Genomic DNA, 15,596 nt, shown 5'->3' with positions numbered 1-15,596 from the left:
GTGCGGGGCCTGTCTGCGTCCGGGGGCTGGCAGGCCGGCTCCGTCGGGGCAGCCGACCGTCAGCCGGTCAGCCGGTCAGCGGCGGGTGCTGACCGTCACCGTGAAGGTCCGATCGCGGGCGAGCTGCCGGGTGGGGCCCACGAGGCGCTCGAGCTCAGGCCGGTACATCAGGTGCGAGTTCCACACGCACCACAACTCCCCGCCGGGACGCAGAACCCGTGCCGAGGCGGCCATCAGGCGTACCGCGACCCGCGTGTCCACCGTGTTGCCGGCGTGGAACGGCGGATTGAGGACGAGGAGGTCCTCGCTGGCGTCGGGGAAGGTGGACAGGGCGTCATCCCGGCGGACCTCGATCCGGTCCTGGACCCCGTTGAGTGCCGCCGTGAGCCGGGTGGAGGCACACGCATCCGCGGACTGGTCCGTGGCGATGACGCTCAGCCCGTTCAGCCCGGCCGGCCCATCCAGCCTGCTCCGCCGCGAGGCCAAGGCCAGGTACACCGCGATGGTGCCGTTGCCGCAGCCCACGTCCACGGCCCGGTTCCGTCCGGCCCCCGTCTGGCTGTCCCCCTCGTGCCCGCCCCGCCGGAGGTCAGACTCCCACGACCGCAGCAGGAGGGCCGTCCCCGGATCCAGGTTCGTCCCCCCGAAGGTGGCGCCGTGGGCTGTCAGGGTGACCGGTCCCAGGCCGGGCATCTGGTGTTCGGCGGTCCGGGGGAAGGGTGCGGGGCGTCCGCGCCGCGGACCGCGTGCGGTGATGACGCGGGACTTGGACCGTCCCCGGCCGGGCACCACCGAACCGAAGTACCGCTCGAGCACGGTGTTCTGGCGTGGGGTCATGTGTTTGTCCCGGCCGCCGGCGAGGAGCAGCACGTCCTCGTGTGCGTGGTCGGCGATCAGGTGGGCCCACTGTTCCAGGGCGTCCAGGGACCGGGGTAGTTGCAGCAGGATCATGCGCGCACCCGTCACCAGGTCGGGTCCGATGCCGTGGCGGCTCAGCGGGCCGGCGTCCTCCAGTGCTCCGGCGTCCCGGAACGTCGCCACGTTGGCCTCGAGCGAGCGTTCCTGGGCGAGGGCGTCCTGGCCGATCCGGACGGGATGTCCCGCGGTCAGCAGAGGCAGGATGAGGGCGCCGTGACGGTCCTCGACGACGACGACCGGGACGGCCGGGGAGAGGCTGTCGCCGTCATCCCGCGACGCGGCGTCCCACCAGGCCTGGGCCGTGTCCAGCAGCAGCACATCAGCGGCGTCGTGGGCCTGGAGTCCGGGGGACTCGGGATAGGGCCACCGGGAGAGGGTGGTGAAGTCGAAGCCCGTGGTCAACGTGGTCCGGTGGACCGGCGGGGTCTGGCCTCGGGGCACGGGGTTCACACCGGGAGAGTCCACTGCCGGCGCGTTCACGGTACGTCCACCCACTCGGTGCCCAGGGTGCGCCAGTCTCCCGCCCCTGCGGTGACGGACGCCAGCCGTTCGGTGAACACGGCGCTGGAGCGGCCGTCGTCGGGCAGGGCCACCACCAGCGTGGCGGATCCGGTGCCGTAGCGCGTCTCCTGGACGTGGAAGTCGGCGGCGCGCAGCTCGTTCTCCCATCGCCCCGCCTCTGCATGCGGGGCGTCGACGCCGGCCAGCACCCTGCGTTGCCGCGTCACCGTCACGGACCGGTCCAGGGTGGCGGAGACGGCGTCCGAGTAGGCCCGGACCAGGCCTCCGGCACCGAGCTTCACCCCGCCGAAATACCGGACGACGGCGACGCACACGTCGGACAGGTCCCTCGCCACGGTGCCCCCGGGCTCTGACCGGGTCTCGCGCTGGGACAGGGCCTCCAGCATGGGGACGCCGGCTGTCCCGGCGGGTTCGCGGTCGTCCGAGGAGCGCAGGGAGTCCCGGTCCGGGCCGAGGATGAACGCGCTGCACACGTGCCGGGCGTCGTGGTGCTGCCTCCGGAGGGCCGCGATGAACGAGCTGGCCTCCTCCTCGGTGGTGACGCGCACGGCGTGGCCGATGAAGCGGGAGCGCTTGATCTCCAGTTCGTGGACGATCGGGGTGCTGATCGTGGTCGACGGGAGCACCGTATATCGCGATGCCCGGGACCCGGGCTGCTCCTCAGACATGCCGTCCACTCTACTGCTGAGTACCCACCCGGCCGTGATGAGGTAGTTTGTTGGCCAGCGTGAACCCGTCCCGGCACGACCGCCGGTGACGGCTCGACCGGAGGGGGACTCCACATGCTGACCCGATGGCACAACCGACTCGGTCTGCGCACCGGCCCGGCCATCTTCTTCATCTCAGCGGCGATCATCACCGTCTTCACCCTGGCCATGGCGATCTTCCCGGGACCGGTCCAGGGCGCATTCGGGGTGGTCTCCACCTACCTGCGCTATGACGTCGGTTGGTTCTACACCCTCGGCACCACGTTGTTGGTGGTCTTCGCGGTGGGACTGGCCCTGAGCCGCTTCGGCCGCATCAAGCTCGGCGACGACGACTCGCAGCCCGAGTTCTCCGGACTCGCGTGGTTCGGCATGCTCTTCGCCGCCGGCATCGGCGCCACCCTGATGTTCTGGGGCGTGGCCGAGCCGATGAACCACTACGCCAACCCTCCGCTGTACGGTACCGAGCCGCTCTCGGACCAGGCGGCGACGCAGGCCCTCGCCATCTCGAACTTCCACTTCGGCATCCACATGTGGGCTCTGCTGGTGGTCCCCGGCCTGTGCTTCGGGTACTTCACCTACAAGCGCAAGCTGCCCCCACGCGTGTCCTCGGCCTTGCAGCCCCTGCTCGGGGACCGCATCCACGGACCGTGGGGCAAGCTCGTGGACATCCTGTCCGTGCTGTCCACCGTGTTCGGCCTGGCGGTCTCCGTGGGCCTGGGCGCCATGCAGATCAACAGTGGCATGAACTACGTCATGGGCGTGCCCATCAGCGGCTGGCTGCAGGCGGGCATCGTCGCCGTCATCACCGCCATCGCCCTGGCCTCGGCCCTGGCCGGCCTGGACAAGGGCATCAAGCGCCTGTCCTATCTGAACATCCTGCTGGCAATCGGGCTGCTGGTCTATGTGCTCATGTGGGGTGCCACCATGGACACCGTGCGGGGCATCGTCGAGTCGGCGGGCGCATACCTGTCCCACCTGCCGATGCTCTCCTTCTTCAACGACACCTTCGGTGGCGGCGAGTGGTCGGGCGACTGGACCGTCTTCTACTACGCCTGGACCGTGACGTGGTCGCCCTTCGTCGGGCTGTTCATCGCCCGGATCTCCCGCGGCCGCTCGATCCGCGCCTTCGTCACCGCCTGCCTCGGCCTGCCGACGGCCTTCGTCGTCATCTGGTTCGGCATCTACGGCCTGAGCGCCTTCAGCATCGACCGGGCCGAGGCAACCGCGGGGTCCTTGACCGAGACCATCGTCACCAACGGCAACGTGGAGGCGGCGCTCTTCCAGCTCCTGCAGTCCTACCCGCTGTACCTTGTCACCGCCGTGTTGGCCCTGATCGTCATCGTGATCTTCTTCGTGACGTCCCTCGACTCCGGGGCCCTGGTCCTGGACTCCATGGCCTCCGGGCACGAGGACGTGGGCCCGAAACGCCAGCGCGTGTTCTGGGCCGTGTCCGTGGGCTTGGTCTGCGCCGTGATCCTGGTGACCTCGGGGGAGAACGGCCTGAACGCGCTCCAGGAGGTCATCATCGTCATCGGAGCCCCGGTGATGGCCCTGTCCCTGTTCCAGGCATGGCTGCTGCTCCAGGCCCTGCGTGAGGACGCCGGCACCGCCCGGCCGCTGCGCACCCGGCAGTGGAAGCGGGTGCTGCCGATCGAGGAATACCACCGCCGTGCCCACGAGGACGAGCACGACCTGGACGAGTACGTGATCCGGCCGGAGTACGAGGTGGGCACCGAACCCGAGTACGAGGCCCTCCAGCCGAACACCTACCACCGGCAACAGGCGCTGGAAGATCGAGGGCTGTTGACGATCGGCCTGACCGGTGGCATCGCCTCCGGGAAATCGCTGGTGGCCCGTGACCTCGCGCAGTGGGGCGCCGTGGTCATCGACGCCGACGAGCTGGCCCGGGCGGCCGTCGCCCCCGGCTCCGAGGCCCTGTCGGAGATCCGCGAGGTCTTCGGCCCGGAGGTCATCACCGCGAGCGGCGAATTGGACCGCCAGGCCCTGGCGCAGCTCGTCTTCGGGAACACGGTGGCGCGGGAGAGCCTCAACGACATCATCCACCCGCGGGTGCGGCTTCAGGTCCAGCGGATCGCCCGCGAGGCCGGTCCCGAGGCGGTGGTCGTCGTCGACCTGCCGCTGCTGGTGGAGACGTCCTCCGCGGGCGAGTTCGACGTGGTGCTCACCGTGGAGACCCCCGCGGAGGCGCGGGTCAACCGGCTCGTGCACGAGCGCGGGATGTCCATGCAGGAGGCGTGGGCGCGCGTGGACTCCCAGGCGACGGACGCCGAGCGCCGAGAGGCCGCCCACGAGGTGATCGTCAACGATGCGAGCCTCAACGAGCTGTCCGAGGCCACGCGGCGGTTCTGGGACGACCACGTGCAACCGGTCCTCGACGAGCACCACGCCACCGGCGCCGCGGGCAGGGCCACCGTGGACGGAGGTCCGCAGTGAGCGATGCCAGCGAGACAGAAGCCGGCCTGGTCAAGCCCCGGTTGCATATCGGCTTGACGGGCGGCATCGCCTCCGGAAAGTCCACCGTGGCGGCGGAGTTCGCCTCGCTCGGCGCCATCGTGGTGGACGCGGACGCCCTCTCCCGCGCGGTCGTGGAGCCCGGCAGTGAAGGCCTGGACCGCGTGCGTGAGGCTCTGGGGCCCACCGCGATGGCGGCGGACGGCACCCTGGACCGCGCCGCCGTCGGGAAGCTGGTGTTCGCCGATCCGGAAGCCCGGGCGCTCCTGAACGGAATTATCCACCCCCTCGTGCGGGCCGAGGGCCGGCGGCTGGTCACCGAGGCCGGCCCGGACGCCGTCGTGGTCCAGGACGTGCCACTGCTGGTCGAGACCGGGCAGGCGGGCGCCTACGACCTCGTGCTGGTGGTGGAGGCGGACGCGGCCGAGCGGGTGGCACGCATGGTCCGGGACCGGGGGATGACCGAGGACGCAGCTCGGGCCCGGATTGCCGCCCAGGCCACGGATGAGCAGCGCCGCGCCGCGGCGGACGTGCTCATCGTCAACGACGCCGGCCTGGAGGACCTGCGCCGCACCACCCGGCGCGTCTGGGAACAGTACGTGGAACCACGCTTGCAGGGGCGGACCAGGCGGCCGGATGTCGAAGCGGCGGACCAAGACTGAATCCGCCGGCGGTGAACCCGACGGCCGCTGCCTTCCCACCGTGAATCGAACAGTTGTACGGTGGTGTCCATGAGTCTGGCGCAGAAGATCAACCGGCAGGTCGCCCCCTTCGAGGTCATCTCGGACTACCAGCCCTCCGGTGACCAGCCGAAGGCGATCGCCGAGCTCGCCGAGCGCGTCCAGGCAGGGGAGAAGGACATCGTCCTGCTCGGGGCCACCGGTACCGGCAAGTCCGCCACCACGGCCTGGCTGGTCGAGAAGGTGCAACGCCCCACGCTCATCATGGTGCAGAACAAGACACTCGCGGCCCAGCTGGCCAACGAGTTCCGGGAGTTGCTGCCGAACAACGCGGTCGAGTACTTCGTCTCCTACTACGACTACTACCAGCCGGAGGCCTACGTCCCGCAGTCGGACACCTTCATCGAGAAGGACTCCTCCATCAACGAGGAGGTGGAGCGGCTCCGTCACTCCGCTACCAATGCCCTGCTGACGCGCCGTGACGTGGTGGTGGTCGCCACCGTGTCCTGCATCTACGGTCTGGGTACCCCGGAGGAGTACATCGAGCAGATGGTCACCCTGCGCCGGGGCGCGGAGATGGACCGGGACACGCTGCTGCGCCAGTTCGTGGCCATGCAGTATGTGCGCAACGACCAGGACTTCCACCGCGGGACCTTCCGGGTCCGCGGGGACACGGTCGAGATCATCCCGATGTACGAGGAACTCGCCATCCGGATCGAGTTCTTCGGGGACGAGATCGAGGCCATCCAGACCCTCCACCCCCTCACCGGGCACGTGGTCCGCGAGGAGGAGGAGATGTACATCTTCCCGGCCTCGCACTACGTGGCCGGGGACGAGCGGATGCACCGGGCCATCACCACCATCGAGGACGAGCTGCGTGACCGCCTGCAGGAGTTCGAGTCCCAGAACAAGCTGCTCGAGGCGCAGCGGCTGCGGATGCGCACCACCTATGACCTCGAGATGATGCAGGAGATGGGGTACTGCAACGGCATCGAGAACTACTCGCGGCACATCGACGGCCGCGAGGGCGGTTCCGCCCCACACTGTCTGCTGGACTACTTCCCGGACGACTTCCTGCTGGTGGTGGACGAGTCCCACGTGACCATCCCGCAAATCGGGGCCATGTACGAGGGGGACATGTCCCGCAAGCGCACCCTGGTGGAGCACGGGTTCCGGTTGCCTTCCGCCATGGACAACCGGCCTCTGAAGTGGGACGAGTTCCTCGAGCGGATCGGCCAGACCGTCTACCTGTCCGCCACGCCCGGCAAGTACGAGTTGGGCCAGGCCGACGGGGTGGTGGAGCAGATCATCCGACCCACGGGGCTGGTGGACCCGGAGCTGGTGGTCAAGCCGACCCAGGGCCAGATCGACGACCTCCTCGAGGAGATCCGCGTCCGCAGCGAACGGGACGAGCGGGTGCTGGTGACCACGCTGACCAAGCGCATGGCAGAGGATCTCACCGAGTACCTGCTCGAGCACGGGGTCAAGGTGGAGTACCTGCACTCGGACGTGGACACCCTGCGGCGCGTGGAGCTGTTGCGGGACTTGCGGAGGGGCGTCTTCGACGTCCTGGTGGGCATCAACCTGCTGCGTGAGGGGCTGGACCTGCCCGAGGTGTCCTTGGTGTCCATCCTGGACGCGGACAAGGAGGGCTTCCTGCGCTCCTCCACGTCACTGATCCAGACCATCGGCCGCGCGGCCCGCAACGTGGACGGACAGGTCCACATGTATGCCGACCGGATCACCGACTCCATGCGGCGGGCCATCGACGAGACCAACCGTCGCCGCGAGGTGCAGGAGGCCTACAACAGGGAGCACGGCATCGACCCGACGCCGTTGCGCAAGAAGATCGCGGACATCACCGACCAACTCGCCCGGGAGGATGCCGACTCCGCGGACTTCCTCGCCGGCATGGGCGGCGTGAAGACCGGCTTCGACTACGGGATGGGCAAGCGCGGCTACACCGCGACGATCTCGGATGAGCAGCGCGCCGCGGCCGCCCACGCGGACGAGCGCGACGCGGCCGACGCATCCGGCGGCACCGGGGCCCCGGACTTCGCGAAGCTGCCGGCCAAGGACCTGTCCGAGTTGATCGAGCAGATGAGTGCGCAGATGCACCAGGCGGCCGTGGATCTCCAGTTCGAGCTGGCCGCCCGCATCCGTGATGAGGTGTCCGAGCTGAAAAAGGAATTGCGGCAGATGCAGCGCGAAGGCCACGCCTGAGGCCACCGCCACTCCTGACTTCGGACGGAGGCGGGGTAGACTGTTCCACGGCGTAGGGGAGTATCCCTAACACTGCGGACGTCAACACGCAGCCCGAGCCGGACATCACCGATGCCGGACGGACTGCCGGACGCAGTGGCCTGTCGGGTCCGGCAGGCGGAGAGACTTGCGGCACACACCCAGACCTACGGAAAGTGACTGCATGGAAATCAATGCGCTGACGTGGATCATCACCATCGCGGTGATCATCGCGCTCCTCCTCTTCGATTACATCTTCCACGTGCGGAAGGCCCACACACCGACCATCAAGGAAGCGGCCATCTGGTCCGCGATCTACGTGGGCATCGCCCTGGTGTTCGGCCTGGTGTTCTTCCTCTTCGGGGACACCCAGCACGCCATCGAGTACTACTCGGGCTACATCACCGAGAAGGCGCTGAGTGTCGACAACCTCTTCGTGTTCCTGGTCATCATGGCCTCGTTCCAGGTGCCTCGTGAATACCAGCAGAAGGTGCTGCTCTTCGGCATCACCTTCGCCCTGATCTCGCGAACCGCCTTCATCCTGGCCGGTGCCGCCATCATCTCGGCGTGGTCTGACGTCTTCTACCTGTTCGGCCTGGCCTTGCTGCTCATCGCCGGCGGCCAGCTGAAGGGTGAGCTGGCGGCCGACGAGAAGGAGAAAGACGAGGCGGACAACTTCCTCGTCCGGTTTGCCAAGCGCATCCTGCCGGCCTCGGACCGCTACGACGGCGACAAGCTGTTCACCCGCGAGAACGGCAAGCGGCTGATGACGCCCATGCTGCTCGTGATGGTGTCCATCGGCCTGACCGACGTCCTGTTCGCCTTCGACTCGATCCCGGCCATCTACGGGCTCACCCAGGATCCGTACATCGTCTTCACGGCCACGGCGTTCTCCCTGATGGGCCTGCGCCAGCTGTTCTTCCTCATCGACGGCCTGCTGGACCGCCTCGTCTACCTGTCCTACGGTCTCTCCGCCATCCTTGGGTTCATCGGCGTCAAGCTCATCCTGCACGCCCTGCATGACAACAACCTGCCGTTCATCAACGGCGGCGAGAACGTCCCGGTGGTCACCATCGAGACGGACGTGTCCCTGCTGGTCATCGTCGGCATCCTCATCGTCACCGTCCTGGCGTCGCTGTTCAGCCCCAAGGGCAAGGCCCTGGTGGCCCTGCAGAACGCCGAGAAGTTCTCCCACCGCTACTCCAAGCTGGACGAGAACGCCCCCGCCGAGGAGCGCCGCAAGGCCGAGGAGCTGATGGACAAGTGGACCCGCGCGGCGGAGAACGTGTCCCCGCATTTCCGGGACGACCTCATCGAGCACAAGGACAGCTACTCGGAGATCATCCGCACCGCCCACGAGACCCGGGTGGCCACTGCTCAGGCGGAGGGTCGGGACGTCCCGACGATCTCCAACTCCATCGTCAAGAACGAGGGCCCCAGGGTCTGAGTAGTACCGGGTGTCCCTGCCGAGCGTCGTACCGACGAACGATCGGCGGGCTCCTGAACGAGAAGGCCCGCACCGGAGGTTCCGGGGCGGGCCTTCTGGCGTTCTCAGGACTCGGTCACGGAGAACCGTCGGTCAGGGACAACAACCGGCGCAGGATCCCGGGACCGTCCTCTCCGATGCCGTCATGGTGGAACTCGTCGGTCTCCCACACCCGCAGTCCACACACGCGCGACGCGGTCTCCAGGGAGAGCGCCCGGTCCACGTAGACGTCGTGGGTGTAGACGGCGGCGGCCGTCGGGACGGTGTTGGCGGCCAAGGCCTCCGGGTCGTACAGGGGACCCCAGTCGGTGCGGCGCGCCAACTCCTCCGTCACGGCCTGCAGTGGTGTGAGGGCGGGGTCCAGAGCCGCATACCAGTCGAAGACCATCTCGCCGGTCAGCAGGGGGTGGGCGGTCCGGGCGGGATCGAAGTCCGCCAGGTCGGGGGATGACCGCAGGATCCGTTGAGCGGCCCATGCCGTCTTCGTGGCGTCGGCCTCTGACCGTGCCAACGGGGCTGCCGCCGTCACCGGTGCCGGCTGCGGCAGCGCGGTCTGGGCTGGCTGGGCGTAGATGGACTCGTGCATCACCAGGTAGAGCGGATTCGTGGCCCGGGATACCTGCTGGTAGAGGCCGTGCAGGAAGGTGTCGGTGAGGGTGCCGGCGCTGGCGCCGATCACAGTGCTGGCCCTCGACGGTTCCTGCTCAAACGCCTCCTGGAGCAGGTAGTGGAGCTGGTCCATCCGGGTGTTGCCGCCGAGGAACATCCCCAGCATCTGGACCCGCCCCACCGTGACGGGAGAACCGTCCGGGAGGACCGCCGACGGCGCCGCTCCGGTCTCTCCGGCACGAACGGCATCGTAGACGCGGCCCAGGACCTGACGGTCCTCAGGAAAGCGCCCGAAGTACTCCTCGTTGCGCGCCCGCATGCGCTGGTAGGTGGCACGGTAGACGCGGTCCGCGGGGCCGTCCAGCGGGGCGAGGCCGCCGGTGATGAGGGCCCGGGACATCCCCTCGGGGTGCCAGGACAGGTAGCTCAGCGTGCAGAACCCGCCGAAGCTCTGCCCGAAGACCGTCCACGGCTCCGCCTCCAGCGTCAGCCGGACCAGTTCGGCATCCTGCACGATGGAGGGGGCCCGGAAGTGCACCAAATAGTCCGCCTGGTCCTTAGGCGTGCCGATCAGGGGCAGGGTGTTGCGGTTGGCGGCGGTGGACAGCCCGGTGCCGCGCTGGTCCAGCATCAGGATCCGGAAGCGCTGGGATGCCTCCTTCATCCATCCGGCCAGCTGGGCCTGACGCACGCCCTTGCCCCCGGGGCCGCCTTGCAGGAACAACAGCCACGGCAGATCGTGATCCGCGCCGGAGACGTATTCGCGGGCGTACACCCGAATCCGCGCGCCCTCCGGCCGGGCATGGTCCAGCGGGAGCTCGAACCAGTGGTCGGTGATCCGTGTTCCGTCCAGCAACCGGGTCGACGGCCCGGGGTGGTGGGTGCACACTCCGGTGGCGATCACCTCGGCCGGCGGTGCAAAGGAGCGGGGATCACCCGCGACGCCGGCCGTCACCGGTGACCCTCCGCGGTGCCAGCGGCATTCTTGAGGGCGGCACCCGTGAGCCGGAACGTCGTCCACTCGTCCTGGGAGGTGGCACCGAGTGACCGGTAGAAACCGATCGACGGTTCGTTCCAGTCCAGGACGGCCCATTCCATCCGCGCATAGCGGCGTTCTGCGGCGATCCCGGCCAGGTGCGACAGCAGCCTCGTGCCGTGCCCGCGTCCCCGCATCGCCGGGTCCACGTAGAGGTCCTCGAGCCAGATCCCGTGGGTGCCCTCCCATGTGGAGTAACTCAGGAACCACAGCGCCATGCCCACCACGGTGGGGCCGGACGCCGGAAGCGTGTCCTCGATGACATGGCAGAAGACCGCCGGCCGTTCCCCGAAAAGGCTCGCCTCCAGGGCAGCCTCGCTGGTGTTCACGGCGTCGGGCTCCCTCTCATAGATCGCGAGATCCCTGATGAGCCGGAGGATGCGCGGGACGTCTGCTGGGACGGCCGGACGGACGGCGCCGGGGACAGTATCGGTAGCGGTGCTGGGGATGGGGGCGCTCACGCGTCGGGGCTCCTTCTCACAGAGGTCGGGTCACGCTGTTCAGGTCACGCTGTTCAGGTCACAGGCTCAGCTTGCCGGTCCAGCTCACACAGTCCAGCCGGGCTCCGGGGCTCCCACGGAGACCACATGCACGACGGGGTGGGCGGCCTCATCCGAGGCGTCCAGGTCGACGAGGGCGTTGATGCCCCAGTCCAGGTGACCCTCCGGGTCGACGAGGACCTGCCGGACCGTCCACCAACGGGAGCCGGAGACGCCGGCCGGGGCGCCGCCGTCGGGCCCTGGCTGGGGGGCGGTGTCCACGCGGAAGTACTGGGGACCGCGGGCGGTGGGGCCGTCGTCGATGTCCTCGTAGTCCCCGAAGTAGCCGTCGAGTGCCTCCGCCCAGTCGTCGGCGGAGAACGCATCACCGGCGTCCTTGCCGAGCTCGGCCAGGGCACGGTCCTGCTCATCGCCGAACAGCCGCACCCGGCGGAACAGGGCGTTGCGGACCATCACGGTGAAGACGGGCGTGTTGGCGCTGAGCCGCGGGGGTTCCGGCGGGGCCAGCTGCTCGTGGTCCTTCTTCAGCTCCTCGATGTCCCCGGCCAGCAGATCCTCCCACTCCTCGATGAGCGAGGAGTCGGTCTGCTTGACGATCTCATCCAGCCAGGCCACCAGGATGTCGAGTTCCTCGTCCCGGTCGTCCTGGGGGATCGTCTGCTTGAGGGCCTTGACGGCATCGGTCAGGTAGCGCAGCAGCACCCCCTCGGAGCGGGACAGCCCGTAGAAGTTCACGTAGTCGCCGAAGCCCATGGCACGTTCGTACATGTCCCGGACCACGGACTTCGGGGTCAGCTCGAAGTCATGGAGCCAGGGGGCGGAGGCGCTGTACAGCTCGAACTGCTGCTCGAGCAGTTCGGCCAGCGGCATCGGGTACGTGACCTCATCGAGGGCGTTCATGCGGTCCGTGTAGTCCATGCCCTCGGCCTTCATGGCGGCCACGGCCTCACCACGGGCCTTCTTGACCTGGGCGGAGAGCACCTGCCGGGGTGGCTCAAGGGTCGCCTCCACGATGGAGACCATGTCCAGGGAGTAGCCGGGGTCGGCCGGATCGAGCAGGTCGAACGCGGCCAGGGCGAAGGGCGAGAGGGGCTGGTTGAGGGCGAAGTTCGGCTGCAGGTCGACCGTGAGGTCCACGGTGCGGCCCTCGGCGTCCGGCTCGGGCAGCTTCTCCACCACGCCGGTGGCCAGCAGCTCGCGGAAGATGCCGAGGGAGCGGCGCAGGTGGGCGGCCTGCTTGGCCGGGGTCTCGTGGCTGTTGCGCAGCATCCGGCGGACGGCGATGACCGGATCGCCGGGGCGGTCGAGGATGTTCAGCAGCATCGAGTGGCTGATGCGCATCTGGCTCGTCATGGCCTCGGGCTCGGCCGAGACGAGCTTCTCGAAGGTGGCCTTGCCCCAGGAGACGAAGCCCTTCGGCGGCGTCTTCTTCGGGGAGGACTTCGTGGACTGCTTCATTCGCTTGCTGCGCTCGGCCTCATCCTTGATGTTCGCGAACTTGGCGGCCGCCTTCTGCTGGGCCTTGGCGTTCTCGATCACGTGCTCGGGGGCCTGCACCACCACGAGCCCCGAGGTGTCATAGCCGGCGCGGCCAGCCCGTCCGGCGATCTGGTGGAACTCGCGGGCGTGCAGGATGCGGGTGCGCTGGCCGTCGTACTTGCTCAGGGCCGTGATGAGCACGGTGCGGATGGGCACGTTGATGCCCACGCCGAGGGTGTCCGTGCCGCAGATGACCTTCAAGAGCCCCTCCTGCGCCAGCCGTTCCACGAGCCGGCGGTACTTGGGCAGCATCCCGGCATGGTGGACGCCGATGCCGGCCCGGACCAGCCGGTTGAGGGTCTTGCCGAAGCCGGCGGAGAACCTGAAGCCGGCGATCCGCTCCGCGATGGCGTCCTTCTCCTCGCGGGTCGCCACGGACACGGAGGAGAGGGACTGCGCCCGCTCGACGGCGTCCAGCTGGGAGAAGTGGACCACGTAGACCGGTGCCTGACGGGTCTCCACCAGCTCAGCGACCTTGTCCTGCACCTGTTCCTCGGACCACTCATAAGACAGGGGGATGGGCCGCTCGGCATGCGCGACGGTGGTGGTGGTGCGGCCCGTCCGTGTGGTCAGGTCCTCCTCGAACCGGGTGGTGTCCCCGAGTGTGGCGCTCATCAGCAGGAACTGCGCCTGTGGCAGCTCCAGCAGGGGAACCTGCCACGCCCAGCCGCGCTGGGGATCCGCGTAGAAGTGGAACTCATCCATGATCACCGGCCCCACATCCAGGCCGGATCCCTCCCGCAGCGCCTGATTCGCGAGGATCTCGGCCGTGCAGCAGATGATCGGGGCGTTCCCGTTCACGGAGGAGTCACCGGTCACCATGCCGACGTGGTCTGCGCCGAAGATCTCCACCAGGGCGAAGAACTTCTCCGAGACCAGGGCCTTGATCGGGGCCGTGTAGTAGGTCCGCTGGCCGGTGGCCAGAGCCTGGAAGTGGGCGGCGACGGCCACCAGGGACTTACCGGAACCGGTGGGGGTGGAGAGGATGACGTTGTTGCCCTGCACGAGTTCCATGACGGCCTCGTCCTGCGCTGGATACAGGGCGATGTCCCGCGACCGGGTCCACTCGAGGAAGCCCTCGTACACGGCATCGGGGGAGAGGCGTTCCGGTGCGGTCGCGGGGCCGCCGGCGGGGGAGGGAATCAAGTCGGAGAGCAACATTACGTCCAGCTTACGTCGCGCCGGGGACGCGCTAGCGTGGGGGCATGCAGGACTTCACCTGGGATCCCCAGCAGTACACCGTCTTCGCCGACCGCCGGGCCCGGCCGTTCCGCGACCTCACGGCGCGGGTCCGGGCCACGGATCCGAAGGTCGTGGTGGACCTGGGCTGTGGCCCCGGCAATATGACACGGACTCTGGCCGAGCGTTGGCCCGATGCCCGCGTGATCGGCCTGGACTCCTCAGCGGACATGGTGGCCTCCGCCCAGCAGATGGCCGCGGAGTCGGGGGCGCCTGGCAACCTGGAGTTCGATGAGGTGGACGCCGAGCGCTGGGCACCGGACGCTGAGGTGGACGTGATCGTGTCCAATGCCATGCTGCAGTGGATCCCAGATCATCGGCAGCTGGTGCGCGGGTGGCTCGAGGCACTCAAGCCCGGAGCCTGGTTCGCGGTCCAGATCCCCGGCAATTTCGCCGCCCCCTCGCATGCGACCATCGCGGAGATGTCCCGCCGCCCCGAGTTCGAGGACGCCCTGGAGGGCGTGGTGGAACGGGAATCGGTCTACACCACGGACGAGTATCTGGAGACCCTGATCGCGGCGGGCTTCGAGGCGGACATCTGGGAGACCACCTACAGTCAGCCCCTCAGCGGACCGGATCCGGTGTATGACTGGGTCCGCGGAGCGGCCCTGCGTCCCTCGCTGCAACGGCTGGAGGCCGCCGACCGGCGGGATGGCACCAACCTCCAGGAACGGTACATCGAGGAGTACCGGCGCATCATGCGCGAGTCCTACCCGACCTACACCACGCCCGAGGGGGTGCGGCTGACGGACTACCCGTTCCGCCGCATCTTCATCGTGGGCGTGAAGAACGACCTCTCACCCAGCATCTGAACCCAGCTCCGGGCGGTGGTACCGGGTCATCGACCTCTCCGGCCTGCCGGCTACCAGCCGCGTGCGCGCCAGTCCCCGAGGTGGGGGCGTTCCGTGCCGAGGGTGGTCCCATCGCCGTGGCCGGGGTGGACGATCATGTCATCCGGATACTGCTCGAACAGCCGCGCCACCACATCCGCGAACAGCGAGTCGAAGCGGTCCGGGTCCTGCTGCGTGTTCCCCACGCCCCCCGGGAACAGGCTGTCGCCCGAGAAGCAGAGCGGCGGGCCGTCCTCCGGCTCGTAGACCAGCGCCACGGAGCCCGGGGTATGTCCGCGGAGCCCGACGACGGCCAGCGAGATCCCGTCGAACGTCGCCGTGTCGCCGTGGTTCAGCAGGACCTTCGCGGGCACACCGGTCTCCCGCTCGATGGCGTCGGCATCGTCCACACCGGCCGCGGTCGGAACCCCTGTGGCCTCCACGACCTCGGCCAGGGCCCGAATATGATCCCAGTGCTGGTGGGTCGTGATGATCACGGCCAGCTTGAGTTCACAGGGGGTGTCGTCCTTCGCCGACTGCAACAGCTCACCGACGGCGACGGCGTCGTCCGCGGCATCGATCAGCACCTGGGTCCCGGACGTCTTCGAGGTGAGGACGTACACGTTGTTCGCCATGTCGGAGACCGACCGCTGGCGGACCGTCACCCGGGGCAGATCGTGCAGCAACCGGATGGGGGAGGTGGATGAAGGCATGAGCCATAGTCTAAGGACGTTGACCGCCACCGGGGCAAGCCCAAGGGAAGGTCAAGTCTCGATCCCCGCAGCCCCATCCCGCCGGACGGCCCCTCTGGTGCCGG

The 15,596-nt window shown here is 68.6% G+C and carries 11 protein-coding genes; 5 read left to right on the top strand and 6 right to left on the bottom strand.

The features are described from left to right. Nucleotides 1-75 precede the first annotated feature (75 nt). Together RUH65_RS01385 and RUH65_RS01380 are read right to left on the bottom strand one after the other, a co-directional pair. Nucleotides 76-1,398 (bottom strand): methyltransferase, encoded by a 1,323-nt coding sequence (locus RUH65_RS01385; RefSeq protein WP_313815390.1) that lies wholly within the window; start codon nt 1,396-1,398, stop codon nt 76-78. Beyond that, entirely contained in the window at nt 1,395-2,108 is a 714-nt protein-coding gene (locus tag RUH65_RS01380; protein WP_313815389.1) for a YigZ family protein, read from the bottom strand. The genes RUH65_RS01385 and RUH65_RS01380 overlap by 4 nt, the downstream gene beginning before the upstream one ends. Before the next feature lie 114 nt (nt 2,109-2,222). On the opposite strand from RUH65_RS01380, the gene coaE (RUH65_RS01375) reads away from it, so the two are divergent. From coaE (RUH65_RS01375) to RUH65_RS01360, 4 genes are all read left to right on the top strand, one after another. Beyond that, entirely contained in the window at nt 2,223-4,601 is a 2,379-nt protein-coding gene (gene coaE / locus RUH65_RS01375; RefSeq protein WP_313815388.1) for a dephospho-CoA kinase, read from the top strand. Next, nucleotides 4,598-5,281, top strand: a complete 684-nt coding sequence (gene coaE / locus RUH65_RS01370; RefSeq protein WP_313815387.1) for a dephospho-CoA kinase — start codon at nt 4,598-4,600, stop codon at nt 5,279-5,281. The genes coaE (RUH65_RS01375) and coaE (RUH65_RS01370) overlap by 4 nt, the downstream gene beginning before the upstream one ends. A gap of 69 nt (nt 5,282-5,350) precedes the next feature. Beyond that, nucleotides 5,351-7,522, top strand: a complete 2,172-nt coding sequence (gene uvrB / locus RUH65_RS01365) for an excinuclease ABC subunit UvrB (RefSeq protein WP_313815386.1) — start codon at nt 5,351-5,353, stop codon at nt 7,520-7,522. Between the two features lie 202 nt (nt 7,523-7,724). Then, nucleotides 7,725-8,987, top strand: coding sequence for a TerC family protein (locus RUH65_RS01360; RefSeq protein WP_313815385.1), 1,263 nt, complete (start codon nt 7,725-7,727; stop codon nt 8,985-8,987). 115 nt (nt 8,988-9,102) lie between these two features. Here RUH65_RS01360 and RUH65_RS01355 read toward each other — a convergent pair whose 3' ends face one another. The 3 genes from RUH65_RS01355 to RUH65_RS01345 all read right to left on the bottom strand — a co-directional run bounded on the left by RUH65_RS01355 (nt 9,103) and on the right by RUH65_RS01345 (nt 13,871). Continuing rightward, nucleotides 9,103-10,590, bottom strand: coding sequence for an alpha/beta fold hydrolase (locus RUH65_RS01355; RefSeq protein WP_313815384.1), 1,488 nt, complete (start codon nt 10,588-10,590; stop codon nt 9,103-9,105). Next, entirely contained in the window at nt 10,587-11,132 is a 546-nt protein-coding gene (locus RUH65_RS01350) for a GNAT family N-acetyltransferase (protein WP_313815383.1), read from the bottom strand. The genes RUH65_RS01355 and RUH65_RS01350 overlap by 4 nt, the downstream gene beginning before the upstream one ends. A gap of 84 nt (nt 11,133-11,216) precedes the next feature. After that, nucleotides 11,217-13,871, bottom strand: coding sequence for a DUF3516 domain-containing protein (locus RUH65_RS01345; protein WP_313815382.1), 2,655 nt, complete (start codon nt 13,869-13,871; stop codon nt 11,217-11,219). 44 nt (nt 13,872-13,915) lie between these two features. Here RUH65_RS01345 and RUH65_RS01340 point away from each other — a divergent pair, with 44 nt between their 5' ends. Then, on the top strand, nt 13,916-14,761 hold the full coding sequence (locus tag RUH65_RS01340) for a methyltransferase domain-containing protein (protein ID WP_313815381.1): 846 nt from the start codon (nt 13,916-13,918) through the stop codon (nt 14,759-14,761). Nucleotides 14,762-14,811: 50 nt separating this feature from the next. Here RUH65_RS01340 and RUH65_RS01335 read toward each other — a convergent pair whose 3' ends face one another. After that, the gene (locus RUH65_RS01335) at nt 14,812-15,492 is read right to left on the bottom strand and encodes an MBL fold metallo-hydrolase (RefSeq protein WP_313815380.1); all 681 of its coding nucleotides are present in this window, start codon (nt 15,490-15,492) and stop codon (nt 14,812-14,814) included. Nucleotides 15,493-15,596 lie beyond the last annotated feature (104 nt).

Origin of the sequence: Citricoccus sp., from assembly GCF_032154715.1 — a bacterium.
In the GTDB taxonomy this organism is placed as follows: Bacteria; Actinomycetota; Actinomycetes; order Actinomycetales; family Micrococcaceae; genus Citricoccus.
Note: the sequence above shows the minus strand (reverse complement) of the source record. Positions and strands in the feature narration are given on the sequence as shown.